Here is a 23,768-nt window from a genome sequence, read left to right on the forward strand (position 1 = left end):
CGTTCCCCGAATGGACTTGACCGACCCCATTGCTGAACCATGAGACATCGGATCACCTCCTTTCGCTATGTTGAAACAGTGCGTGCCGGGTGGGGCAACAGCCTTGATCGGCGACACAGCCGTTGTGAATCAATCATGGGTGACGATCAAGGCTTGTAATAATCTTTTTTCGAATCATACTTGTGCGCTCGCGCCGCGTCGCCGCGCACCACTTTAGTCCCGGCAATCCTCGATCACGCGCGTCACTTCTGCCCAGGGCGGCAACACCAGCGGTGCCATGCCGGAAACCTGCACCATGAAACGGCCTCGGCTGAAGGCAATCTGATCCAGCACAGGATCACTCGCCGGGCGTATGGTGCCGAATGCGCCACCCGGCGACAGCGGCTGCATTGGCCAGCTGGCTGCACCGAAGCTGGTACGCACAGTCACCTGCGCTGCGGCGGGTGCGCCGGGCATGACGATAAGAATGCGTCGTGCGCCCCGCTCGCATCGAACCGTCACAAGCGGCGCGGCAGCAGCCTGACCGAACGCCGCTTCGCTATCCGCACCGTTCTGCGCGTAACGCCATGCGCCAGATGTCATGGGCCAGTCACGCCAGTCGGCCGAGACAGGCGGCTGTGGGGCAGGCGCAGGGGCCGGAGGCGGCGTGGGCGCGGGCTGCGGCACCGGCACATCACGCGGCGGCGCGACACAGGCGGCAAGCATCACGACGGGAACGAGCGGGACGAAGGACAAGCGCATAGCAACGGCTATGGCCGAGCAGGCGACCGGCCTCAACCGCTAATCGCCGGGCCGAGCGATAGCGGGTTCAGGCGGCGTAGATCGCAGGGCGGTAGCGCGGCTCTGGAATCGGGAAACCCTTCTCTCGCGCGTAATCAAGCCAAAGGCCGATAGCTACCTGAGCCTCCGCAATGGCTTCCACAGGGGTAGCCCCATGGGCCGAACATGGCTTGAGATCGGGGACATCCGCAATCCACACCTTGTCCTCTTTCGACCAGAACACATTGATATGATAATGATGGTCCATCACTCGTCCATGCTTAGGCCGTAGGCTTCGACCATATCAAGGAATTGCTCGATCTGATAGGTCTTGGCGTCCTTGCCGTTGGGCTGGATGATGAGCGGGCGGTCGAGACCGTGTTGCGCATAGACATGATGACTGCCGCTGACGCGAACAAGCCGAAAACCGAACGCTTCCAGCAGATGCTGAAAATCTCGGAACGATAAGTTGCGGCTGCCTTGAAGCAGGCGCTGGAACAGTTTGGCTGGCTTGACCACGGCTACCTCGTTGGAAAATGTCCAACGCGTCTAATAAACACACTGGATCGTGGGTCCAGAATGTAATGCCCGCTGCGGCATAGGCGAGTGCGAAAAGATAGGTCACCATGAACAGCGGCCATGTAATCTTGATTTATTCAGAACGATAAATAATTGAAATGTTGTGATTACGAACCAGGCGACGAACGCAGTATCATTAGTAAATCGACCTACCGCCCCATCTTCCGCTGCACTTTCCCGTACCGCATCTTTCGCGTGCCCGGCTTCCCCTCGCTCGCCCTTCCCCTAGGCGCGGCGACCTGCTGATCGGCGGGCAGCCCCAGTTCCTCCGCTTCCAGCTTGCGGATTTCGTCGCGGATGCGGCCGGCTTCCTCGAACTCCAGGTCTGCGGCGGCGGCGCGCATCTTCTTTTCCAGATCCTCTATGTAGGCGCGCAGATTGTGGCCAACCATGTGCGGGCGATCGGCGTCGCCGGTATCCACCAGCACACTGTCCTTGTTCGAGACATGGGCGATGATGTCGCCTATGTTGCGCTTGATCGTGGTCGGCGTGATGCCATGTTCGCGGTTATAGGCTTCCTGCTTTTCGCGCCGCCGGTTGGTTTCGTTGAGCGCGCGTTCCATGCTGCCGGTGATGCGATCGGCATAGAGGATCACCCGCCCGTCTACATTGCGCGCGGCACGCCCGATCGTCTGGATCAGCGAGGTTTCGGAGCGGAGGAAGCCTTCCTTGTCGGCGTCCAATATGCCCACCAGCCCGCATTCGGGAATATCCAGCCCCTCGCGCAGCAGGTTGATGCCGACCAGCACGTCATAGACGCCCAGCCGCAGGTCGCGGATCAGCTCGATACGCTCCAGCGTCTCGACATCCGAGTGCATGTAGCGGACCTTGATTCCCGCCTCGTGCATGAACTCGGTCAAATCCTCCGCCATACGCTTGGTAAGCGTGGTGACGAGGGTGCGATAGCCCGCCGCTGCCGTCTTGCGCGCTTCGTTGATAAGGTCGTCCACCTGATCTTCGACCGGCTTTATCTCGACCGGCGGGTCGATGAGGCCAGTGGGACGGATCACTTGTTCGCTGAACACGCCGCCGGTCTGTTCCATTTCCCAGTTGCCGGGCGTGGCGGAGACGCTGACCGTCTGCGGTCGCATCGCGTCCCATTCGTTGAAACGCAGCGGCCGATTGTCGATGCAGCTTGGCAGGCGGAAGCCATATTCGGCCAGCGTGATCTTCCGCCGGTGGTCGCCCCGCGCCATCGCGCCGATCTGCGGCACGGTCTGGTGGCTTTCATCGACGAACAGGATTGCGTTTTCGGGCAGATACTCGAACAATGTCGGCGGCGGCTCGCCCGGCAGGCGACCGGTGAGGAAGCGCGAATAATTCTCGATTCCCGCACAGCTTCCGGTCGCCGCGATCATTTCCAGATCGAAATGGGTGCGCTGTTCCAGCCGCTGTGCCTCCAGCAGCTTGCCCTCGGCAATCAGTTCCTTCAGCCGCTCGGCCAGTTCGAACCGGATCGCTTCCATCGCCTGCTTGAGCGTCGGCCCCGGTGTGACGTGATGGCTGTTGGGAAACACCTTCACATAATCGAGCGTCGCGACGCGCTTGCCGCTCAGCGGATCGAACTCGGCGATTTCCTCGATCTCGTCGCCAAAGAAGCTGATGCGCCAGGCGGTATCCTCATAATGGCTGGGGAAGATTTCCAGATTGTCGCCCTTCACGCGAAAATTGCCGCGTGCAAAACCCATGTCGTTGCGCTTGTATTGCAAGGCGACCAGCTTGCGGATGATCTCGCGCTGGTCGGCGCCTTCGCCTTTCTTCATGGCGAAGGTCATCGCCGAATAGGTCTCGACCGAACCGATGCCATAGAGGCAGGATACCGACGCCACGATGATGACATCGTCCCGCTCCAGCAGCGCCCGCGTCGCCGAATGGCGCATGCGGTCGATGCTTTCGTTGACCGAGCTTTCTTTCTCGATGTAGGTGTCCGAGCGCGGAACATAGGCTTCGGGCTGGTAATAATCATAATAGCTGACGAAATATTCGACGGCGTTGTCCGGGAAGAAGCTTTTGAACTCGCCGTAAAGCTGCGCAGCGAGAATCTTGTTGGGCGCAAGGATCAGCGCGGGGCGCTGCACCGCCTCGATTACCTTGGCCATGGTGAAAGTCTTGCCGGAACCGGTGACGCCCAGCAGTACCTGGTCCCGCTCACCCGCGCGCGCCGATGAAACCAGCTCCGCGATCGCCGTCGGCTGGTCCCCCGCGGGTTCATAATCGGACACCAGCGTAAACGGCCTGCCGCCTTCGCTTTTTTCCGGGCGCGCGGGGCGGTGCGGCACAAAGTCCTTCCCGGTTTCGGGTTCGGCGAGCGAGGTTCGGATTTGAATAGCCATCGCGCACTGATATGGTCTGCCCGACAGGCCCGCGCAACAACTGCGCGCGCAGACGGGAGAGTGCCACGATGAAAACGGTGATCGTGATGGGCTGCGCGGCGTTGATGCTGGCCGGATGCGACAAAGGCGCGGAACAGGCCGCCACTGGCCCGATGAGCGCCAAGCAGGTTGCCGACGCCATGGATTCCGTGAAGCTGGAGCCGGGCGAATGGGAAGCGACCCAGGAAATCGTCGATGTGAAGATGACGGGCGTGCCCGAAGGCATGCCTGCCGAGGCGATGAAGCAGATGATCGGCCAGAAGAATACGGTGAAGCATTGCGTGACGCCGGAGCAGGCGGCCAATCCGGGCGCGGATTTCCTCGCCGCGCAGAAGGACGCGAAATGCACCTATAGCGACATGCGGATGGCCGGTGGCACCATTAAAGGCGCGATGACATGCAGCCCGCCCGACAATCCCAAGGCGACGATGAAAATGACGATGAACGGCACCTATCTTCCGGCGAGCTATGCCATGGCGATGGAGACCGAACTGACCGGCATGCCAAACGGCATGGCCATGCAGATGAAAATGAAGACCAGCGGGAAGCGCATCGGTGCCTGCCCGGAAGGAAGCGGAACCGACGCCAAGATTTCGGGCTGATCGCGGGCACTGTGGGAGACGAACGATGATCGGCTATGTCACTATCGGAACCAATGACATCGCGGCGGCGCGACAGTTCTACGACAGCCTGCTCGGCATGATCGGCGCATCGCGCATCATGGAGTTTGGCGAGGAACTGGGCGGCTTCACCATGTATGGCCGGTCCATGACGGAACCGGGCTTCGTCATTACGCATCCCTTCGACGGCGCGGCCGCGACTCAGGGCAATGGCAATATGGTCGCCGTGCAACTGGACAGCCGGGCGCTTGTCGATGCGGTCCATGCGCGGGCGCTCGAACTGGGCGGGAGTTGCGAAGGCCCGCCCGGCCTGCGTGGCGAAGAAGGAGATATGGCATTCTATGCGGCCTATTTCCGTGATCCCGAAGGCAACAAGCTCGCCGCGTTCAAATATGGACCGGCCGATTGATCCAGCCTTTCGATCTGCCTGCCTATCTCGAACGCATCGCTTTGCCTTATGCACCGGCTGCCGATGCCGCCGGGCTGGCAGCGGTGCATCGCGCGCATCGGCTGGCCATTCCGTTCGAGAATCTCGACATTCCCCTGGGCGTCGGCATCCATATCGATCCCGCTTCGATATTTGCCAAGCTGGTGACGGGGCGTCGCGGCGGCTATTGTTTCGAACAGAACAGTCTTTTTCTTGACGCGCTCCGCGCGCTCGGCTTTACGACCCGCCCGCTGCTCGCGCGCGTGTGGCTGATGGCGGAAACGACGCCACCGCTGACGCACACGTTCAATCTCGTCACGATCGATGGTCGGGCATGGATTGCGGACGCAGGCTTTGGCGGCAGCTTTTCGCCGCCGATGCTACTTGACGACGGGGCGGCGCACAGCGCGCCTGATGGCACCGCCCACCGGCTGATCCGGCTGGACGACCGCGCATGGATGCTGGAGCGCGCGGGCGACTCAGGCCCCACCGACGGTCGCAGCATGCCGACCCGCGACTGGCAGCGGCAATATAGTTTTACTCTCGATTCGGTGGAGAGCGTCGATCTGGAACTTTCCAATCACTGGACATCGACACGCCCCGGAACCCGCTTCACCACGCTGGCCATCGCGAGCCGCGTGACCGAAAACGGCTTCGTCTCGCTGGTCGACAGGCAGCTTTCCGAACATGGCGGTGGCGAAAGCCGCCATCGCACCATCGCCTCGCCAGGCGAGTATCGGGCTGTGCTGGCGCAGCACATGGGGCTTGCCTTGTCCGATGCGCAGGTAGAGCATCTGTTTCACGGGATGCAATCCTGACACAGGGGAGAAGACGGCTATGCGGCGATATCGGTTGACGGCCTTGCTGACGATGGCACTGGCGGGATGCAATGCGGAACCGGCGCCGCAACCAAAGCCGGAACCAGCACCAGTCATCCTGCAATCCGGCGCCTGGACATTCAAGCGGACGCAGACGGGCTACAACACGCCCACGACCACAGCAGAGGACTATGCCCGCATGGTCGGCAGCAACAGCGAAGCGAAACTGTGCCTCAAGGTGGATACGGAAGGACGCCCGGACGCCGACGCGTTGGCGGGACGGGAAGGCACGGATTGCTCTTACACCGACGCCAGTATTCGCAAGGGCCGCTTCATCGCTACCCTGGCCTGCAAGGCTGGGGCCGGCACATCCGAGTTGGTCGTGGAAGGCAATTACAAAGCCGACAGCCTAACCCTGGGCGTGAGCATGACCCAGACCGTTGGCGGCAAAGCGGTTCTGCGCACGACGCACGACCTGTCAGGCAAGCGGACGGGGGATTGTGAAGCCGAGTGAGGATTGCTGCGCTGATGCGCTGACGATGGTCAGCAGAACAAGCGAAAACCTTGGCTAGAAAACCGCCGCCACAAGCTTCGCGAAGGCATCTGCCCGGTGGCTCATCGCATGTTTCGCTTCGGGGTCCATTTCGCCGAAGCTGATCGCATGGCCGAGAGGCTGGAACATCGCGTCATAGCCAAAGCCATTGCCCCCGCGCGGCGGCCAGACCAGCGTTCCATCGACGCGCCCCTCGAACGCCTCGACATGTCCGTCGGGCCATGCCAGCGCCAGTGCGCAGACGAAATGGGCGGAACGGCTGGCGCCGGGCCCGGCGGCCTCGACTTTTTGCCAGACCGACGCCATCGCCAGATCGAAATCCTTGGCCGGTCCCGCCCATCGCGCCGAAAAGATGCCCGGATCGCCCAGCAGCGCATCGACGCACAGGCCACTGTCGTCGGACAGGGCCGGCAACCCCGAAAGGTCCGCCGCCTGCATCGCCTTCAGTTCGGCATTGGCGATGAAGGTGGTGCCGGTTTCCTCCGGCTCGGGCAGATCGAGGTCCGCCGCCGAAATCGGTTCAACGCCATAGGGACCAAGCAACGCCCGGATTTCCCGGACCTTGCCGGGATTGTGGCTGGCGATGACCAGCTTGCCGGGCAGCAGCTTGCGAATGGCCTGCGGGCCGTTGGGATCATCGGCGATAAAGTCACTCACCGGCTGGTCGCCCCCGAAACAGCCGCGTCCTGCGCCTTGAAGATTTCGTTGCAACCTATCCGCGCAAGACGCAGTAAACGCAGCAGTTCCTCCTCGTCGAACGTCGCTCCTTCGGCTGTCGCCTGCACTTCGGCGAGCTTGCTGTCGCCGGTCAGAACGAAATTGGCGTCCGCCTCCGCGCTCGAATCTTCGATATAGTCGAGATCGAGCACCGGCGTGCCCTTGTGGGTGCCGCAGCTGATCGCCGCGACCTTCTGTACGATCGGATCTTCCTTCAGCAGGCCCTTCGCCATCAGCCCGTCGACCGCGATACGCAACGCCACCCATGCGCCGGAGATAGAGGCAGTGCGGGTGCCGCCGTCGGCCTGGATAACATCGCAATCGAGCGTGATCTGCCGCTCGCCCAGTTTCTTGAGATCGACCACAGCGCGCAAGGAACGACCGATAAGACGTTGGATTTCCTGTGTCCGACCCGACTGCTTGCCCTTGGCCGCTTCCCGCGATCCGCGCGTATGCGTGGCCCGTGGCAACATGCCATATTCCGCCGTCACCCAGCCTTCGCCCTTGCCGCGCAGGAAGGGCGGCACCTTCTCCTCGACCGAGGCCGTGCACAGCACGCGGGTATTGCCGAAACTGACGAGGCAGGCCCCTTCGGCATGGATTGTGAAGGCAGGCTCCATGGTAATGGCCCGCATCTGATCGGGGGTGCGGCCGGATGGGCGCATGAACAAAGACTCCTCAAAAAGCGTTGACGCGGGGCTTAGCGTCAGGCGTTGCTGCTGACCAGCATGGTGAACAGAAAAGTGCACCACGCGACCAAAAGACGCTAGAGGGGTGGCAAGGGCGGCGATCCGGCGCCGGACATGACGAGAGGCAGGCATGCAGGGATTTCAGGCGGCATTCATCATCATGACGCTGACGGGCGCGCTGGCGGGGTGCGCCACCACGCCAGCACCGTCGCCAGTGGCCATGCAGGGTGAAACCATCCGTTTCGCTGCCGGGCGCTGCATGGGTGCGTGCCCCGTCTACAGCGTGACCGTGGAACCGGATGGATCGGGTGTCCTCGTTCCGGAAAAGCATACGTCGGTTCCCGGCGAGACCCGCTTCACGGTGACGCCGCAGCAATATCGCCGACTGCGCGACAGCCTGGCACCCTTCCGGCCTGCGACAGGCACGGAAAAGCGGATCGGGGCGGGCGATGCCGATTGCCGCCGCATGGCAACCGACATGCCGTCCTATCAGATTCGCTGGACATGGCGCGATCAGCCACGCACCCAGATCGACTATTATGGCGGTTGCCACGATCCGCAAAATGCGCGGCTGCGCGCCGCCATTGCCGCCGTTCCACGGATGCTCGATATCGAACCGATGATAACCCCGGGCAGCAATACAGGGAAAGCGCGATCATGAAGCCGACGATCCTGCCCCGCCTGCTGCGCGTCTTTGGCATGGCGTTCCTGCTGATGGGTCTGCTGTGGGTCGGCCAGGGAACCGGCTATGTGAAATGGCCTGCGGAAAGCTTCATGATCGACATGCGCCCCTGGGCATGGCGGGGCGCAGGGCTGGCCGGGCTGGGCGCGGCCATGCTGGCGCTTTCGGCGCGGCTGGGGCGATAGCATTGAGCGACAGCCCGATGCAGCTTACATAAGGGCGATGACGACTGCTCCCATCACCGAAATGACGGACCGCGCGCGCGATGTCTTTCGCCTGGTCGTGGAAAATTATCTCGGCACCGGAACGCCCGTCGCGAGCCGGACCATAGCCCGGCTGGCGACGCTGAACCTCTCGCCCGCCTCCATCCGCAATGTGATGCAGGACTTGGAGGAAATGGGCCTGCTCGCCGCGCCCCACACGTCCGCCGGGCGGATGCCGACCGAAACGGGGCTGCGTCTGTTCGTCGACGGTATGATGCAGGCAGCCGAGCCGTCGCCGGAGGAACGCCGCGCCATCGAGATGCAGGTGACCGAAGGCGGGCCGATCGAGGATGCTCTGTCCGCCGCCACGCTGGCCCTTTCGGGCCTGTCCGCCTGTGCCGGTATCGTCATGGTGCCAAAACGCGAGCCAGTTCTGCGCCAGTTCGGCTTCGTCGCGCTGAACGAGGGACAGGCGCTGGCGATCCTGGTGGCGCAGGACGGTACGGTGGAAAATCGGGTGCTTGACCTACCGCCGGGCGTGACACCCTCCATGCTGACTGAAGCGGCCAACTATCTCTCCAACCGGCTGTCGGGCCTGACGCTGCGTCAGGCGCAGGACCGGCTGGCGCACGAACTGGCGGCGGACCGCCGGGCGCTGGACGGCGCGGCGCGCGAACTCGTCGATCGGGGTCTTGCCATCTGGTCCACCGACATCAGCGACCGCCCGGTGCTGATCGTGCGGGGACAGGCGAACCTGATCGATGACAATGCTTCTGCCGATCTGGAACGGGTGCGGCAATTGCTGGACGAGCTGGAAGGCAAGCAGGAAATATCGCGCCTGCTCGAAAGCGCGCTGGCAGGCAGCGCGACCAAAATCTTCATCGGATCGGAAAACAAGCTCTTTTCCCTGTCCGGTTCTTCGGTCATAGCCGCGCCCTATCGCGCGGGCGATGGCCGTGTCGTCGGCGTGGTCGGGGTGATCGGCCCTACCCGCTTGAACTATGCGCGCGTGATACCCATGGTGGATTTCACGGCACAGACCCTGTCGAGATTGATGAGATGAGCGAGACTGATACCGAACGCATGATGGACGAAAACAGCAACGATACTGCCGCCGATGCCGCGCCGGTCATGACCGAAACAGGCGAGAGCGCGCCGAGCGATTCGCGCATCGCCGCGCTGGAGGAAGAACTGGCGGTCGCACGGCAGGACGTGCTCTATGCCCACGCCGAAACACAGAATGTGCGACGTCGGCTGGAAAAGGAACTGGTCGACGCGCGTGCCTATGCCGCGACCGGCTTTGCGCGCGACATGCTGACGATCGCCGATAATCTGGCGCGGGCGCTCGCGGCGATTCCGGCGGAGTTGCGGGAGGACGAGAAGATGAAGGGGCTGGTCGTCGGCCTTGAAGCGACCGGCCGCGAACTGGACAGCGTGTTCCGCAAGAACGGCATCGAGAAGATCGAGGCGATGGGCCAGCCGCTCGATCCCAATCTGCATCAGGCCATGGTCGAAATCCCGTCTGCCGATGCCGCACCCGGCACGGTCGTGCAGGAAATGCAGGCGGGATACCGGATCAAGGACCGGCTGCTGCGGCCAGCGTTCGTGGGAGTGGCCAAGGCGGTGGAGTAAGCCTGCCCTGATTTGCACGAGACAGGCAGACGGCGGTGATCCAGGGGATCGCCGCCGTTTTCATATCGCCATCGCCCCGACGAAGGCTGGGGTGACGATGAGGAAAATTGAGACCCGTTGAGCAGGTGTATTCCGTTCCCCTGCGCAAGCAAGGGTCCAGGGCCACAAGCGATAGCATCCCGATCCTTGGACCCCTGCTTGCGCAGGGAAACCATGTATGACCGGGCCGACGGGCGCCATCAACGAATTATTTCACGATATATCTTGACTGTTTTTCTTTCAGATATATCTTGAGTGCATCGAAACGCTCTTTAAGGAACCATGATGCGATTCTCTACACTCCATTCCCTTCGTACCGCGCGCGGTGGCCCCATGGCCGCCTCCGGGGGACGCTCTTCTTTCGGCGGCGGTCGGCCAGGTGGCCGCTTCGGCGGGCGCGACGACGGCAACCCGATGGGTCATCGCGGCGGGCGCCGTCGCCTCTTTGACGCAGGCGAACTCAAACTCATTCTCCTGCATCTGATCGCCGAAAGCCCGCGCCACGGCTATGACTTGATCCGCGCGATCGAGGGCCTGTCCAACGGTGCCTACGCCCCCAGCCCCGGCGTCGTCTACCCGATGCTCACCCTGCTCGCCGACATGGAAATGATCGTCGAGCAGCCGGGCGAAAGCGCGCGCAAGCTGTTCGGCATCACCGATGCCGGTATCACGCTGCTGGAGGAAAAGCGCAACGAGACGCTCGATGCGCTCGGGCGGCTCGATATGCTCGCCAAGCGCGCCGAACGCACCGACGGCGCACCGATCCGCCGGGCAATGGACAATCTGAAAATGGCTTTGCACAACCGGCTGAGCAGTGATGCGGCGGACGCAGACACGATATTGAACGTGGCGGCGCTGATCGATGAAGCCGCCAGCAAGATCGAAAGGCTGAAATAATGGCCAGCAGCAGCGCCACCGTGCCGACCGAAAGCGGCAGCAAATATCTCCAGCAACTCTGCAAGCACTGGAGCCACAAGCTGACGGTCGAGTTCACTGCCGAGAAAGGCACCGTCACTTTCCCCAATGCCGTCGCGACGATGACGGCCCAGCCCGACAGTCTGCTGGTCACGATCGAGGCGGAGGACGCCGAAACCGTGGAGCGAATGAAAGGCGTGGTCGCCAACCATCTCGACCGCTTCGCCTTCCGCGAAGCGCCGCTGCCGTTCGACTGGACATGAGGGCAGGCTGCTATTTCTCCGCCCCGTAGATCGTCCTTCCATAGACGTTGCCGGGCGGGGAATAGCGGCACACCAGATAGTCGTCGCGGTCGTTCGATGCGACCGCGCAACCGATCGCTGTCGTGTTGTGCCAGACCATTTGCGTGTAATGGCCGACGTCGCGCCAGTCGCCGGTGCTGCTGAAATCAGGGACGGGGCGCGCACGGTAATAGCGTTTCTCGCGCGTCCACGCCTCGCTCATTTCTTCGTAGGTGAAGGCACCGCGCGACCCCATCCACAGATTTTCGCCCTGCGGCGTCGGACGGCTGGCTTTCGCGCTGTGCTGAAACCGGCGCAGGCGCGCAAGTTCCCGCGCATAGACCAGCGCCTGCGCGGCGAGAGTGGCGTCCCATGTCACCGGGGCCATGCCGATGGCCACGCGTTCCTCATTGTGCACATCCAGCATCACGGCCCGCAACAGGCGTTCGCCGCGCGGGCGCGCACGCTCCGGCTCTTTCCAGACCGAACGGATATTGGATTGCCGCCGCGTCTGCGCCCCCGCCATGCTCGGCACGACAGCAGGCACCATCGCAAGCCCGAGTAGCCACCACCCCAAAATCCGCATAGAGACCCTCTTATGTCGTCTCCTTCTGCCGCGCTGACCCTGAACAACAGCCTAACCGCCGATCTGGCGCTGTATATCCACTGGCCGTTCTGCGTTTCCAAATGCCCCTATTGCGACTTCAACAGCCATGTGCGCGAACATATCGACGAGGCCGCATGGCAGGCGGCCCTACTGGCGGATATGGCGCATGAAGCCGCCGTCACGCCGACGCGCCGGCTGGGTTCGATGTTCTTCGGCGGCGGCACGCCTTCGCTGATGCCGCCGCGCATTGCAGCCGCGCTGATCGCCGGTGCGGCACGACAGTGGGAGTTCGCCCCCGACATCGAGATCACGCTGGAAGCCAATCCCAGTTCGGTCGAGGCGGCGCGTTTTGCGGATCTGGCGGCAGCGGGTGTCAACCGTGTCTCGCTGGGTTTGCAGGCGCTGGACGATGCCGCCCTGCGCTTTCTGGGCCGTGCCCACGACGTAAGCGAAGGGCTTGCGGCGCTCGACATGGCGCAGGCGGTGTTCGACCGGGTGACGTTTGACCTCATCTATGCCCTCCCTGGTCAAAGCGCGGCACACTGGGAATCGGAACTGGCGCAGGCGCTTCGCTTCGGCACCGGGCATCTTTCGCTCTATCAACTGACGATCGAACCCGGCACCCGTTTTGAAACTCTGGTGCGACAGGGCCATTTCACACCCGCCGATCCCGATCACGGCGCAACCCTCTATGAAGTGACGCAGGCGATGACGGGCGCGGCCGGCCTGCCCGCTTATGAGATCAGCAACCATGCTCAGCCAGGCCAGGAAAGCCGCCATAATCTGACCTACTGGCGCTATGGCGACTATGTGGGGATCGGTCCGGGTGCACATGGACGGCGCCGCGGAATGGCCACCCAGCGTCACCGCAAACCGGAAAACTGGATGGATGCCGTGGGGCGCAACGGCCACGGGCTGAAAAGCGAGGAAGCCTTGTCGCCGCGCGATCGTGCGACAGAGGCGCTGCTGATGGGCCTGCGCTTGCGCGAAGGCGTCGATCTGGCCGCCATTGCCGCTTTGTCCGGCGTGACACATGGGGCACTCGTGGATGATGCTGCGATAGCGCGGCTATCGGCGATGGGCTTCATCGCGGTGGAGGGATCGCAATTGCGGGTGTTGCCAACCGGCATGCTGCTGCTCGATGCCATCCTGCCGCAGATCATGCTATAGCGGCCGGGCATGACCGCTGCCCAATCCCTGATCGAAGACTGGCGGGCGTATCTGGCGCAGGACCGGCGACGGTCGGTACATACGATACGCGCCTATGTCGCCACGGCCGAGCGGCTGGTGGCTTTCCTTGTGGCGCATGAAGGTGCCGCCGTCACCCGCGATGCGCTGACGCGGCTGACGTCGGCCGATATTCGCAGTTTCCTGGCGCAGCGCCGTGGCACCGACGGAATCGGCAATCTCACCACCGCGCGCGACCTGTCGGCCATCCGCGGGTTCCTGCGCTTTGTCGGCGGCGCGGATGCGATGGTGCCGGTGCTGAAAGGGCCACGGGTGAAGCGTGGTGTCCCTCGCCCTGTCAATCCCGACGATGTGGTTGCTCTGGCGCAGACGGTGGCCGATGACGCGCGCGAAGGGTGGATTGGCGCGCGCGACTGGGCGGTGCTGTTGCTGCTCTACGGCGCAGGGCTGCGCATCGGCGAGGCGATGGCGCTCACCGGCGATGTCTTGCCACTGCAGCCGACACTGCGCGTAACGGGCAAGCGCAACAAGACCCGGATCGTTCCGCTCCTGCCGCAGGTGCGCGAGGCTATCGACGCTTATCTGGCGCTATGCCCCTATCCTGCAATGCCGGGCGAAGCCTTGTTTCGCGGCGCGCGCGGCGGGCCGCTATCGCCCGCGTTGATCCGTCGCGCCGTGCAGAATGCGCGCGGCCAGCTGGGCCTGTCAGCGCGCACCACGCCCCATGCTCTACGCCACAGCTTCGCGACGCATCTGCTCGGCCGCGGTGCGGACTTGCGCGCGCTTCAGGAACTTCTCGGCCATGCCAGCCTGTCCTCGACGCAGGTTTACACGCAGGTCGATGCGGCCCATCTGCTTGACGTCTATCGCAATGCGCATCCCCGCGCCTAATCGGTTTGGCTGGACGGTCTCCAGGTAATCAGCCGATAGATGTAGAACGCGATCGCCAACGCCACCGTCGCGGTCGCCGCCGGGCCGATATAGCGATCGATCTCCTTGAAGTTCGCTCCCAGCACAAAGCCCGCATAGGCCAGAATCACATTCCAGATCAGCGCGCCCGCCGCCGTCCACAAAAGGAAGCGGACATGGCCCATGCGGAACAGCCCTGCGGGCAGAGACACCATCGTGCGCAGCGCGGGCATGAAGCGAAACACGAACACGATGGCCTGACCGCGCCGTGCGAACAGCCGATTGAGCGCCTCGACATCCCGCCATTCCAGAGTCGCCCAGCGGCCGAACCTGTCGATCAGCGGCTTCAGCCGGGTGAAGCCCAGTTTCCAGCCAATCAGATACCACACATAATTGCCCATTGTGGTTCCAGCCGTGCCTGCCATCAGCAGCGGCACCATGTCCAGACGCCCCTGCCCGACGCGGATGCCACCGATGCCCATGATCAGTTCCGACGGGATCGGCGGAAACACATTTTCGAGCACCATCAGGACAAATATGCCCCAATAGCCGCCCGCGTCAATGAGGTGGAGAACCCAATTGGTCATATCCTCATCCTCTCCAGTGGGAGAGGATAGTGGAGGTTAGCCGAAGGCTTACCGGAACTTGGAGAGGGGCTGGAACCCATCGAAAGCGTGCAACCCCTCTCCCGCTGCGACTAGGCACCCCGGCGAAGGCCGGGGTCCCAAGTCTCGCTGCCCTCTCCCAAAGGAGAGGAGGAAATCGATCCAAGACCATGAGGGGTGATCTAAGCCCGCGCCGCGAGCCGCGCGTCGATGGCGTTCCAGATCATGCCGCCCGTATCGGTCCCGTCGAAAGCGTCGATCGAAACGATACCAGTCGGCGACGTGACGTTAATCTCGGTCAGCCATTCCCCGCCGATCACGTCGATGCCGACGAACAGCAGTCCGCGCTTTTTCAATTCCGGCCCCATCGCCGCGCAAATCTCTCGCTCGCGTGCGGTCAGCTCGGTCTTCGCCGCCGAACCGCCGACGGCAAGGTTGGAACGGATTTCGCCCTTGCCTGGAATCCGGTTCACCGCGCCGGCGACTTCGCCGTCGATCAGCACGATCCGCTTGTCGCCGCTCGCCACGCCGGGAATGAAGGCCTGTACCATGAAAGGTTCGACCCATGAGGCGTTGAAGAGTTCCACCAGCGCCGACAAATTGGCCCCGCTGCCGCCGACATGGAACACCGCCGTCCCGGCGTTGCCGTAAAGCGGCTTGACGACGATCTCGCCATGTTCCGCCAGAAAGGCACGGGTTTCGGCCAGGCTGCGCGTAATCATCGTCGGCGGCATGAAGCGCGCGTAATCGAGCACGAATATCTTTTCGGGCGCGTTGCGCACCGCGGCGGGATCGTTGACCACCAGCGTTTCACCCTGGATCCGCTCCAGCAGATGCGTCGCCGTGATGTAGGACAGATCGAACGGCGGGTCCTGCCGCATCAGCACGACGTCCACGTCCCGGCCAAGATCGATCCGCACCGGTTCACCGAAGGTGAAATGATCGCCTTCCTGCTTGCGCACCTCGACCGGGCGCGCCTGGGCGATCACCCGGCCGTCGCGCATGGTGAGGTCGGGCGCGAGATAGTGGAACAGGCGGTGGCCCCGCGCCTGCGCTGCCAGCATGATATGAAAAGTCGAATCCCCGCCGATCTTTATCGACTCCATCGGGTCCATCTGCACGGCGACATTGAGAGACATGCGCTATTCTTTCCTTCCGTTCGCCCTGAGCCTGTCGAAGGGCCATGCCGAGCGTAGCGAGGTGCCTTCACTTCGTTCAGGCGAAGGCTTCGACTTCGCTCAGCCCGAACGGGGGAATATCTGATTAACCCCCATGCCAGACGTTGGTCAGATGGCGCGGCGGACGGCCCGGCGCAAGGAGCATCACATCAATTCGCATGTCATCGCCCGGCTGGCAGTAGGTGGCGGCCAGGATTTCCGCTGCCGCAGCCACCCGCGCAAGTCGGCGTTCGTCGATCGCGAAATCCAGTTCGGCTGCGCGGCCGCGCGCCTTCACTTCGACGAAGGCGACGATACCGGGCTTGCGCGCGATCAGATCGATTTCTCCCAGCGGTGTGCGTACCCGCCGCCCGATGATCTGCCAGCCCTTGAGCCGCAGCCACCATCCGCACAGGCGCTCCGCCTGCCGCCCGCGTTTCTCGGCGGCAAGTCTGGCCGCATCGGGCTTCTTCATCCTTTCAGTTCCATGGCGCGCGCGTAGAGCGCGCGGCGGTCCATTCTTAGCGCCTTGGCTACCTCGCCTGCCGCCTTTGACACTGGTAAATGCGCCATCGCGGCGATCAGCGCGGCGTCGGCATCGTCCTGACTGGCGGCGGGGGCTTCGCCGGGCGGGCCAATGACCACGACAATCTCGCCCCTGGGCGGCGCATCGCCATAGCGCGCAGCCAGTGCGGACAGCGTGCCGGTCGCCGTTTCCTCGAACCGCTTGCTGATTTCGCGCACCACCGCCGCGTCCCTGTCGCCCAGCGCAGCAGCCATGGCGGCGAGGCTCTCCGCCAGACGCGCGCCGCTTTCATAGAAGACCAGCGTGGCGCGCAGTCCCGTCACTTCGCGCAGCGCGTCGTCCCGCGCCTTGGCCTTCGATGGCAGAAAGCCCATGAAAAGGAAGCGGTCGGTCGGCAGGCCGCTCAATGTCAGAGCCGCAATCGCCGCGCTCGGCCCCGGCAGGCTGGTGACGAACCGGCCCGCTGCCCGCGCGTCACGCACCAGCTTGTATCCCGGATCGGAGATCAGCGGCGTTCCCGCGTCGGACAGCAAGGCAACGGCTTCCCCCGCCATACGCTCGACCAGTCGCAAACGCAGGCTCTCGTTGCTGTGGTCATGATAAGGGACCATCGGTGTATCCGCCCCGGCAACCCGCAGCAGTTTCGCGCTCACCCGGGTATCTTCCACCGCGATCACATCGGCGCGGCGCAATATTTCGGCAGCGCGCGGGGTCAGGTCTCCAAGGTTGCCGATCGGCCCGGCCACGATATATAGGCCGGGCTCCAGCGGGGTCTCCGCGCTGACAGAGTCATGATTGTCCGTTTCCATAAGGGTGCCAGATGACAGAGAGGGATGCCGGACCGCAAGCAGGCATATTGCCAGCGGCCAAACGCGGCGCGCGAATCGCGTTCGCTATCTCCGCGCTGACGGTGGCGGGGTGCCAGACGATCGTGCCGCGCGGCACGCAGCCGGGCGGTCCTGCCGGTCCGGCCGACCCTGTGGAGCCGCGCCCGGTCGAACCGGGCCTGCCCAGCGATAGCCAGCGGCATCGCGTCGCCCTGCTCGTGCCGATGACCGGCGCGAATGCCGGCGTCGGCCAGTCGATCGCCAATGCCACGACGCTTGCCCTGCTGGACACGAAAGCGGAAAAGGTCCGCATCACGACCTATGACACGGGCGCCGGTGCCGCCGCCGCCACGGCCCGCGCGCTGGCCGAAGGCAACCGTCTGATCCTGGGGCCGCTGATGGCCGAGGATGCCCGGATTGTCGGTCCGATCGCGCAGAAGGCGGGCGTGCCCGTCATCAGCTTTTCCAACGACACCAGCGTCGCGGGCAATGGCGTCTATCTGATGGGGTACAGCCCGACGCAATCGATCGAGCGAGTCGTGACCTTCGCGCGCAGCAAGGGCATGAGCCGCTTTGCCGCGCTGGTGCCGCGCGGCACCTATGGCGAACGGGCGGGCACATCGCTGCTGCGGGCCGTCGAGGGCGCAGGGGGCACCGTCGTCTCCATGCAGCCGTTCGATCGCGCGCCCGCATCGATCACCGCTGCGGTCAGGAAACTGGATGCGGCGTCACCCTATGACGCGGTGCTGATCGCCGATGGCGGCCGGATCGCGCTTCAGGCCGCGCCGGTCCTGCGCAAGAGCGTGAAGGGCGCGCGCGCACAACTGCTCGGCACCGAATTATGGAATACCGAAAGCGCCATCGCCGGATCGCCCGCGCTGCGCGGCGCATGGTTCGCAAGCGTTTCGGACGGTCTCTACGGGCAACTTGCGACGCGCTATCGCGCCCGCTTCGGCACGACGCCGTTCCGCCTGTCGTCGCTCGGCTATGACGCCGTGCTGCTGACCGTGCGGATCGCGCAGGACTGGAAAGTGGGCACTGCCTTTCCCGCCCGGCGGCTGGCCGATGCGGGCGGCTTTGCGGGGATCGACGGCGCCTTCCGCTTCGGCCGCACCGGAATCGCCGAACGCGCGCTGGAAGTCAGCCAGGTCAACGCAGGCAGCTTCTCGGTCGTCGATCCCGCACCGAAAGGGTTCGGGGAGTAAGGCGTTCGATCGGAAATCTGTTTCTAATGTACTTCGTCATGCTGAACTTGTTTCAGCATCCATTGGCTCGAATGCGTCAATGACGCCCCCAAGTCAGAGCTAATGGATCCTGAAACAAGTTCAGGATGACGCGCATGGAGAGCGCCGTGACCGGTTGCCCTGCCGCGGCAATGACAATCGTGCCTAGAGTATGCTCTGCCCCGTCTTGGCCCAGTCGGCCATGAAACCGGCGATGCCCTTGTCCGTCAGCACATGATTGAACAGCGATTTGATGACGGCGGGCGGCGCGGTCATCACGTCGGCGCCGATCCGCGCGCTTTCCAGCACATGAATCGGATGGCGTACGGACGCGACCAGGATTTCGGTGTCGAAGGCGTAATTGTCGTAGATCAGGCGGATGTCCTGGATCAGCGCCATGCCATCGAAGCCGTTGTCGTCATGCCGGCCGACGAAGGGAGAAATGAACGCCGCCCCGGCTTTGGCCGCCAGCAAGGCCTGATTGGCGGAAAAGCACAGCGTCACGTTGACCATCACGCCATCGTCGGACAGCGCCTTGCAGGTTTTCAGGCCATCGATCGTCAACGGCACCTTGATGCAGACATTGTCGGCGATCTTCCGCAGGACGGCGGCTTCCTTCATCATCGTTTCATGGTCGAGCGCGACCACTTCGGCGGAAACCGGCCCTTCGACGATGCCGCAGATTTCCTCGACCACTTCAAGGAACTTGCGGCCCGATTTGGCGATCAGCGACGGGTTGGTCGTCACCCCGTCAAGCAGGCCGGTGGCGGCAAGATCGCGGATTTCGGCAGTGTCGGCGGTGTCGACGAAGAACTTCATGGCAGTTGCCCCTTTCGGCACGGTGATTCGATGGCGTCGCTATAGGCGCGCAAACCCCCTTGGGGTAGGGCGCAGATCATGACTCGCGCCCGCGTCCTTATTCTCAATGCCGCGCTCGGCCCGCTCGACTATCGCGTGCCGCAGGGGATGGCGGTGGAACCCGGCAGCATTGTCGTTGCCCCGCTCGGCCCGCGCCAGCTGGTCGGCGTTGTGTGGGAGGACGACCGCTTCCCCGATGTCGAACCGGTCGGCGACAACCGTCTGCGCCCGCTCCTTTCCGTCATGGATGCGCCGCCGATCCCAGCGCCCCTGCGCCGCCTTATCGAATGGACCGCAGACTATTATATGGCGCCGCCAGCCGCAGTGCTGCGCATGGCGCTTGCTTCGCACAGCGCGCTGGAGGGCGCGCGCACGACGATCGAGTATCGGGCGACCGGCCATGTGCCCGATCGGCTGACCGGCCCGCGCGCGCAGGCGCTGGAGCGGATCGGCGACCGGCAGGGGCTGATACGCGAACTCGCGGCGATCGGCGGTGTGTCCGACGCGGTCATGCGCGGCCTGGTAAAGAGCGGCGCGTTCGAGGCCGTCGAAGTCAGCACCGACACACCTTTTCCCGAACCTGATCCCGACTATCATCTGCCCGCTCTGTCGGACGCGCAAAGCGCCGCAGCGCAACAGATGACAGCAGCCGTCACGGCGCGCGATTTCCGGCCGTTCGTGCTCGACGGCGTGACCGGATCGGGCAAGACCGAAGTTTACTTCGAGGCAGTCGCCTGCGCCCTGCGCGACGGGCGACAGACGCTGGTGCTCCTTCCCGAAATTGCGCTGACGGAACCGTTTCTCGACCGCTTTACCCGGCGTTTCGGCGTAGTACCGGTCGCCTGGCACAGCGGCCTGCGGCAGTCGGAGCGGCGGCGGGCCTGGCGCGCCATCGCGTCCGGCCAGGCGAAGGTCGTCGTCGGCGCGCGATCCGCCCTGTTTCTGCCCTATCCGCAACTGGGCCTGATCGTGGTCGATGAAGCGCATGAAACGAGCTTCAAGCAGGAGGATGGCGTACATTATCATGCCCGTGACGTGGCCGTGATGCGCGGGCTGATGGAAAAATGCCCGGTCATTCTGGCCTCGGCGACCCCCGCGATCGAGACACGGCATCAGGTCGAGCTGGGGCGTTACACCGAAATCAGGCTGCCTGCGCGCTATGGCGGCTCGGAAATGCCGGAGATCATCGGGCTCAACCTGCTTACCCATCCACCCGAGCGCGGACGCTGGATCGCGCCGCTGCTGGTCGATGCGATCGACGAGACGATGGCAAAGGGGGAGCAGGCGCTGCTGTTTCTCAACCGGCGGGGCTATGCGCCGCTGACTCTGTGCCGCCATTGCGGCTATCGTTTCCAATGCCCCAACTGCACCGCCTGGATGGTCGAACATCGGCTGACCCGACGACTTGCCTGCCACCATTGCGGCCATGTGATCCCGGTGCCGAAGGCCTGCCCCGACTGCAAGAGCGAGGACGCGCTGGTCCCCTGCGGTCCCGGCGTTGAGCGGATTGCCGATGAGGTGGCGATGCTGTGGCCAACGGCGCGTACCGCCATCGCCACGTCGGACACGCTGTCCTCCCCGGTACGCGCCGCCGATTTCGTGAAAAGCGTCGAAGGCGGAGCCGTCGACATCATCGTCGGGACGCAACTCGTCACCAAGGGCTATCACTTTCCCAATCTGACGTTGGTCGGGGTGATCGACGCGGATCTGGGGCTGGAAGGGGGTGATCTGCGCGCGTCCGAACGGACTTTTCAGCAGATCGTGCAGGTATCGGGGCGGGCCGGGCGCGGGGTGAAGCCGGGCCGCGTCTTCATCCAGACGCGCATGCCCGAAGCGCCCGTCATCAAGGCGCTCATCAGCGGCGATGCGGAAGCGTTCTACGCGACCGAGACCGCCAGCCGTCGCCACGCCCATGCCCCACCCTTCGGCCGGTTCGCCGCGATCATCGTTTCGAGCGACGATCCGGCCGAAGCGCAGGATGTCGCGAAGCTGATCGGGCGAAGCGCCCCGGATGCCGAGGGTATGCGCGTCTATGGCCCCGCCCCCGCCCCGCTCGCCGTGCTGCGCGGGCGACATCGCCATCGGCTGCTGGTGCATGCGACCCGGCAGCTCGACGTGCAAAGCGTGATCCGGGAATGGCTGGATGCTATCGTCTGGAAATCGGGAACACGGGTCATGGTGGACATAGACCCCTATAATTTCCTCTAGCCGCGCGCGGCGCTGCACTGTTCCCGGCCGCTACTCCTCCAGTCGCACCGTCTCGATGTCGATCGGCTGCTCCAGCCTGCCCGTCGTTTCCGCCCGCAACAGCGCCTCGCGCAAGCGCAGCGCCCCGTCGCGCGCGGGCGAAGCATGCGGTGAAAAGGCAATGGGGTCGAGCAGCCGCGCAGCAACAGCGAACTTCTTGCGGTCGGCATAGGACATGGCGAGCGTGAAGCGATAGCCGCTGTGTTGCGGGACCAGCGCGAACGCCTTGTTCAGCCCGTCATAGGCGATCTGCGGCATGGTTCCGCCGCGCATCTGGTGATAGCGATAGAATTGGAACAGCGGGACGGCATCCTCGGTATCGGCCTTGTTCCCCTGCACGATCGCCGTCAGCGCCGCGCGCCATTTGGCGGCATCGTCGGTTCCCGCCGCGCGATCGAGCAGAATATCGGCCTTGGTGCCAAAGGCGCGGGCGTTTTTGGGATCGAGTGCAATCGCCCGGTCCGCAGCCGCGAGCGCGGCGTCAGGCTGTCCGGCAGCCTGTTCGACTTCAGCGAGCAATGTCTGTGCATAGCTGCTCTGGGGATGTTGCGCGGCGGTAGCGCGTATTTCCTGTGCCAGACGGGCAAGGCCGTCGCTGTCCATCGGCTGCATGCTGCGCAACGTCAGCATCATCATCGCGGCCTGCCCCGGTTCCACCGGCGCCACTGTGACGGGGAAGTCCGGCACCTCCCGCGGCGTCATCCGGCTGATCGACATGCGCGAGGTCATGTAAGCGCGCAATTCCTTGTCCAGCGCCTTGAACCCGCCCGCGAAATAGCTTTCGGCATCCTTGCCTTTGCCGGCAACTGTTTCTTCCAGATATTTGTGAAACTCGTCGCCACGCGCGGTCTTGTACCGGAACATGTGCGTCAGCAGCCATGCCGTGCCGTAGAAGCGGTCGACCGTCATGGCGTTCATCCGTTCCGTCTGCCCGGCGAACAGTTGCGCGACCGGCAGCGGCTGCATGCTGACCAGCCCATAGGCCCGGTACAGGGGCGGATAGCCGAACTCGATCGTATCATCGGGCTTGAACTTGATGACCGAATAGAACTCCGCGAACCCTTCGACATACCAGGCGGGATAGGCCACGGGGAAATAGTGCAGCATGAAATGATGGGCATATTCGTGGAAGAAGATTTCCTCCGCGCCCAGATCGAACTGCCCGTCCTTGCGCTCCCGCCCGACCACGGCATAGCCGTTGCGCTGGGTCTGCCGGTAATAGCCCGCAAGATTGTCGCGCCCCGTCAGCCGCGCGACGGACCCGGCATTGGGCAAAGTGTAGACGACGACCGGGGCACCCGGCTCATCGTCCAGCGTGTCGGTGAGCTTGCGCAGCAGAAAATCGAACTTCTCCAGCCGTGCGGTGAAGGTCTGCAACTGCTTCGCCGATCCGTCGCTGTAGACGATGAAATGCCGGGAACGCGCCTCGTTCCAAGCGGCATGCGCCGGTGCGCCGCACAGCCACATTGCGATCACGACTGCCAGCATAGCCCCGACCTGCCGCATCTTCATTGCGCCCACTCCCCGCTGCTTCCGCCTTATTGCCCGATCTGCGACGCCAGATAAATGCTGAAAATATGTCCGAAAGGCCCGGATTGACAGCATTGTGCAAGCCGCTATCGCACCCCGATGACGATCCCTTCCCCCTGCACGAAAGTCTGCACGCTTGATGCGCGGGGACATATATGCCTGGGCTGCGGGCGGACGCTCGACGAGATCGGACGATGGAGTATCATGACCGATCAGGAGCGGCTGGCAATCATGAAGAGGGTGAAGAAATCGGTCTGATGGCGGGCTCATCACGCAATATAGCCGCAGCGAAACATCCCGGCGCAGCATTATGGGCATGAATATAGGCAATGGCAGGATTGGCGAAAAGCACACGGATGGAGCTATCCGCTTCCCCAGCTGATGAGAGCCGCGCGTCTATCATCATGCCCTGCGCGTCATAGCCTTTCAGTCCCAATGTCCTGATCTGCATAACAGGCGGTATGGCATCGTGCCATTCGGCTGCCCGGTCCGCATGTTCGCGCGCGAAAATGGCGAAACTGTTGCGGAACGGCGTAGAAACATCATGGCTGAGATGGTGAAACAATATCAGCGGTTCGCCGGGCTGCGCATCTTCAAGAGTGATACGGCATGGATAGCCCGGCGTATTATCAGCGATTATCCTGCAAGCACCGAACGTCCGAAGCGCCAAATCGTCCAACCCGCGGTAAGGCAGTACGATGGAAGGGTGCAAACCTGTGATACGGTATGTCATTATGCCATTCCTGCTCTGTAACGTTGAGCCCTGGGCATAAATGCTGCGCCAAATGCTATCTTCCCGATACTT

General features: G+C 63.5%; 30 protein-coding genes. 16 read left to right on the forward strand and 14 right to left on the reverse strand.

Annotation, left to right across the window (positions count from 1 at the left end; translation table 11 throughout):
* Positions 1 to 213 precede the first annotated feature (213 nt).
* On the reverse strand, positions 214 to 582 hold the full coding sequence (locus ENE74_RS00910) for a hypothetical protein (RefSeq protein ID WP_241241765.1): 369 nt from the start codon (positions 580 to 582) through the stop codon (positions 214 to 216).
* Between ENE74_RS00910 and ENE74_RS18440 the strand changes: the two genes are divergently transcribed.
* Positions 581 to 784 carry a hypothetical protein gene (locus tag ENE74_RS18440; RefSeq protein WP_241241766.1) on the forward strand — a complete coding sequence of 68 codons (204 nt, stop codon included), beginning with the start codon at positions 581 to 583 and terminating at the stop codon, positions 782 to 784. The two genes, ENE74_RS00910 and ENE74_RS18440, sit on opposite strands and share 2 nt — an antisense overlap.
* Before the next feature lie 24 nt (positions 785 to 808).
* On the opposite strand, the gene ENE74_RS00915 is transcribed toward ENE74_RS18440, so the two are convergent.
* From ENE74_RS00915 to uvrB, 3 genes are all read right to left on the reverse strand, one after another.
* Positions 809 to 1,027, reverse strand: coding sequence for a type II toxin-antitoxin system HicB family antitoxin (locus ENE74_RS00915; RefSeq protein ID WP_206517613.1), 219 nt, complete (start codon positions 1,025 to 1,027; stop codon positions 809 to 811).
* Positions 1,027 to 1,278, reverse strand: coding sequence for a type II toxin-antitoxin system HicA family toxin (locus ENE74_RS00920; protein ID WP_127688769.1), 252 nt, complete (start codon positions 1,276 to 1,278; stop codon positions 1,027 to 1,029). Before ENE74_RS00920 ends, ENE74_RS00915 begins: the two co-directional genes overlap by 1 nt.
* 209 nt (positions 1,279 to 1,487) lie before the next feature.
* On the reverse strand, positions 1,488 to 3,671 hold the full coding sequence (gene uvrB, locus ENE74_RS00925) for an excinuclease ABC subunit UvrB (RefSeq protein ID WP_127688770.1): 2,184 nt from the start codon (positions 3,669 to 3,671) through the stop codon (positions 1,488 to 1,490).
* A gap of 68 nt (positions 3,672 to 3,739) precedes the next feature.
* Here uvrB and ENE74_RS00930 point away from each other — a divergent pair, with 68 nt between their 5' ends.
* The 4 genes from ENE74_RS00930 to ENE74_RS00945 are packed head-to-tail and all read left to right on the forward strand — an operon-like array spanning position 3,740 to position 6,089.
* The gene (locus ENE74_RS00930; protein WP_164847347.1) at positions 3,740 to 4,312 is read left to right on the forward strand and encodes a DUF3617 domain-containing protein; all 573 of its coding nucleotides are present in this window, start codon (positions 3,740 to 3,742) and stop codon (positions 4,310 to 4,312) included.
* A 25-nt stretch (positions 4,313 to 4,337) separates the two neighbouring features.
* On the forward strand, positions 4,338 to 4,739 hold the full coding sequence (locus tag ENE74_RS00935; RefSeq protein WP_127688772.1) for a VOC family protein: 402 nt from the start codon (positions 4,338 to 4,340) through the stop codon (positions 4,737 to 4,739).
* Positions 4,736 to 5,575: an arylamine N-acetyltransferase family protein gene (locus ENE74_RS00940; RefSeq protein ID WP_241241767.1), complete on the forward strand. Its 840-nt coding sequence runs from the start codon at positions 4,736 to 4,738 to the stop codon at positions 5,573 to 5,575. The genes ENE74_RS00935 and ENE74_RS00940 overlap by 4 nt, the downstream gene beginning before the upstream one ends.
* Positions 5,576 to 5,594: 19 nt before the next feature.
* Positions 5,595 to 6,089, forward strand: coding sequence for a DUF3617 domain-containing protein (locus ENE74_RS00945; RefSeq protein WP_127688773.1), 495 nt, complete (start codon positions 5,595 to 5,597; stop codon positions 6,087 to 6,089).
* A 54-nt stretch (positions 6,090 to 6,143) separates the two neighbouring features.
* On the opposite strand, the gene rdgB is transcribed toward ENE74_RS00945, so the two are convergent.
* Together rdgB and rph are read right to left on the reverse strand one after the other, a co-directional pair.
* Positions 6,144 to 6,785, reverse strand: coding sequence for an RdgB/HAM1 family non-canonical purine NTP pyrophosphatase (gene rdgB / locus ENE74_RS00950; protein WP_420902552.1), 642 nt, complete (start codon positions 6,783 to 6,785; stop codon positions 6,144 to 6,146).
* Positions 6,782 to 7,510: a ribonuclease PH gene (gene rph / locus ENE74_RS00955; protein ID WP_127688774.1), complete on the reverse strand. Its 729-nt coding sequence runs from the start codon at positions 7,508 to 7,510 to the stop codon at positions 6,782 to 6,784. Before rph ends, rdgB begins: the two co-directional genes overlap by 4 nt.
* Before the next feature lie 154 nt (positions 7,511 to 7,664).
* Between rph and ENE74_RS00960 the strand changes: the two genes are divergently transcribed.
* The 6 genes from ENE74_RS00960 (at position 7,665) to ENE74_RS00985 (ending at position 11,268) form a co-directional block, all read left to right on the forward strand.
* Positions 7,665 to 8,195, forward strand: a complete 531-nt coding sequence (locus ENE74_RS00960; RefSeq protein WP_241241768.1) for a DUF6438 domain-containing protein — start codon at positions 7,665 to 7,667, stop codon at positions 8,193 to 8,195.
* On the forward strand, positions 8,192 to 8,401 hold the full coding sequence (locus ENE74_RS00965; protein WP_127688775.1) for a hypothetical protein: 210 nt from the start codon (positions 8,192 to 8,194) through the stop codon (positions 8,399 to 8,401). The genes ENE74_RS00960 and ENE74_RS00965 overlap by 4 nt, the downstream gene beginning before the upstream one ends.
* A 37-nt stretch (positions 8,402 to 8,438) precedes the next feature.
* The gene (hrcA, locus tag ENE74_RS00970; RefSeq protein ID WP_127688776.1) at positions 8,439 to 9,482 is read left to right on the forward strand and encodes a heat-inducible transcriptional repressor HrcA; all 1,044 of its coding nucleotides are present in this window, start codon (positions 8,439 to 8,441) and stop codon (positions 9,480 to 9,482) included.
* On the forward strand, positions 9,479 to 10,051 hold the full coding sequence (gene grpE, locus ENE74_RS00975; protein ID WP_127688777.1) for a nucleotide exchange factor GrpE: 573 nt from the start codon (positions 9,479 to 9,481) through the stop codon (positions 10,049 to 10,051). Before hrcA ends, grpE begins: the two co-directional genes overlap by 4 nt.
* Positions 10,052 to 10,423: 372 nt before the next feature.
* A complete protein-coding gene (locus tag ENE74_RS00980) occupies positions 10,424 to 10,987 on the forward strand; it encodes a PadR family transcriptional regulator (RefSeq protein ID WP_241241769.1) in 564 nt (187 codons plus the stop codon).
* Positions 10,987 to 11,268 (forward strand): DUF2218 domain-containing protein, encoded by a 282-nt coding sequence (locus ENE74_RS00985; RefSeq protein WP_127688778.1) that lies wholly within the window; start codon positions 10,987 to 10,989, stop codon positions 11,266 to 11,268. The genes ENE74_RS00980 and ENE74_RS00985 overlap by 1 nt, the downstream gene beginning before the upstream one ends.
* A 10-nt stretch (positions 11,269 to 11,278) precedes the next feature.
* On the opposite strand, the gene ENE74_RS00990 is transcribed toward ENE74_RS00985, so the two are convergent.
* Positions 11,279 to 11,872, reverse strand: coding sequence for a CAP domain-containing protein (locus ENE74_RS00990; RefSeq protein WP_127688779.1), 594 nt, complete (start codon positions 11,870 to 11,872; stop codon positions 11,279 to 11,281).
* A 12-nt stretch (positions 11,873 to 11,884) separates the two neighbouring features.
* Between ENE74_RS00990 and hemW the strand changes: the two genes are divergently transcribed.
* Both hemW and ENE74_RS01000 read left to right on the forward strand, forming a co-directional pair.
* A complete protein-coding gene (hemW, locus tag ENE74_RS00995) occupies positions 11,885 to 13,063 on the forward strand; it encodes a radical SAM family heme chaperone HemW (RefSeq protein ID WP_127688780.1) in 1,179 nt (392 codons plus the stop codon).
* Between the two features lie 9 nt (positions 13,064 to 13,072).
* Complete coding sequence (locus ENE74_RS01000) at positions 13,073 to 13,972, forward strand: tyrosine recombinase XerC (RefSeq protein WP_127688781.1); 900 nt, start codon at positions 13,073 to 13,075, stop codon at positions 13,970 to 13,972.
* Here the strand turns inward: ENE74_RS01000 and ENE74_RS01005 are convergent.
* From ENE74_RS01005 to rsmI, 4 genes are all read right to left on the reverse strand, one after another.
* The gene (locus ENE74_RS01005; protein WP_127688782.1) at positions 13,969 to 14,577 is read right to left on the reverse strand and encodes a DedA family protein; all 609 of its coding nucleotides are present in this window, start codon (positions 14,575 to 14,577) and stop codon (positions 13,969 to 13,971) included. The two genes, ENE74_RS01000 and ENE74_RS01005, sit on opposite strands and share 4 nt — an antisense overlap.
* A 200-nt stretch (positions 14,578 to 14,777) precedes the next feature.
* A complete protein-coding gene (gene gshB / locus ENE74_RS01010) occupies positions 14,778 to 15,734 on the reverse strand; it encodes a glutathione synthase (protein ID WP_127688783.1) in 957 nt (318 codons plus the stop codon).
* 124 nt (positions 15,735 to 15,858) lie between these two features.
* The gene (locus ENE74_RS01015; protein WP_127688784.1) at positions 15,859 to 16,227 is read right to left on the reverse strand and encodes a YraN family protein; all 369 of its coding nucleotides are present in this window, start codon (positions 16,225 to 16,227) and stop codon (positions 15,859 to 15,861) included.
* Positions 16,224 to 17,087: a 16S rRNA (cytidine(1402)-2'-O)-methyltransferase gene (gene rsmI / locus ENE74_RS01020; RefSeq protein ID WP_127688785.1), complete on the reverse strand. Its 864-nt coding sequence runs from the start codon at positions 17,085 to 17,087 to the stop codon at positions 16,224 to 16,226. Before rsmI ends, ENE74_RS01015 begins: the two co-directional genes overlap by 4 nt.
* Before the next feature lie 11 nt (positions 17,088 to 17,098).
* Between rsmI and ENE74_RS01025 the strand changes: the two genes are divergently transcribed.
* Complete coding sequence (locus tag ENE74_RS01025) at positions 17,099 to 18,310, forward strand: penicillin-binding protein activator (protein ID WP_127688786.1); 1,212 nt, start codon at positions 17,099 to 17,101, stop codon at positions 18,308 to 18,310.
* Between the two features lie 183 nt (positions 18,311 to 18,493).
* Here the strand turns inward: ENE74_RS01025 and fsa are convergent, their stop codons facing one another.
* The gene (gene fsa / locus ENE74_RS01030) at positions 18,494 to 19,147 is read right to left on the reverse strand and encodes a fructose-6-phosphate aldolase (RefSeq protein ID WP_127688787.1); all 654 of its coding nucleotides are present in this window, start codon (positions 19,145 to 19,147) and stop codon (positions 18,494 to 18,496) included.
* A gap of 78 nt (positions 19,148 to 19,225) precedes the next feature.
* On the opposite strand from fsa, the gene ENE74_RS01035 reads away from it, so the two are divergent.
* Entirely contained in the window at positions 19,226 to 21,394 is a 2,169-nt protein-coding gene (locus ENE74_RS01035) for a primosomal protein N' (protein ID WP_127688788.1), read from the forward strand.
* Between the two features lie 30 nt (positions 21,395 to 21,424).
* On the opposite strand, the gene ENE74_RS01040 is transcribed toward ENE74_RS01035, so the two are convergent.
* On the reverse strand, positions 21,425 to 22,945 hold the full coding sequence (locus tag ENE74_RS01040; protein WP_241241770.1) for a hypothetical protein: 1,521 nt from the start codon (positions 22,943 to 22,945) through the stop codon (positions 21,425 to 21,427).
* Between the two features lie 117 nt (positions 22,946 to 23,062).
* Between ENE74_RS01040 and ENE74_RS01045 the strand changes: the two genes are divergently transcribed.
* Complete coding sequence (locus tag ENE74_RS01045; protein ID WP_127688789.1) at positions 23,063 to 23,221, forward strand: DUF1289 domain-containing protein; 159 nt, start codon at positions 23,063 to 23,065, stop codon at positions 23,219 to 23,221.
* Here ENE74_RS01045 and ENE74_RS01050 read toward each other — a convergent pair.
* Positions 23,193 to 23,696, reverse strand: coding sequence for a DUF1203 domain-containing protein (locus tag ENE74_RS01050; protein WP_127688790.1), 504 nt, complete (start codon positions 23,694 to 23,696; stop codon positions 23,193 to 23,195). The two genes, ENE74_RS01045 and ENE74_RS01050, sit on opposite strands and share 29 nt — an antisense overlap.
* Positions 23,697 to 23,768: the final 72 nt, after the last annotated feature.

Origin of the sequence: Sphingobium algorifonticola, assembly GCF_004005485.1 — a bacterium.
In the GTDB taxonomy this organism is placed as follows: domain Bacteria; phylum Pseudomonadota; class Alphaproteobacteria; order Sphingomonadales; family Sphingomonadaceae; genus Sphingobium; species Sphingobium algorifonticola.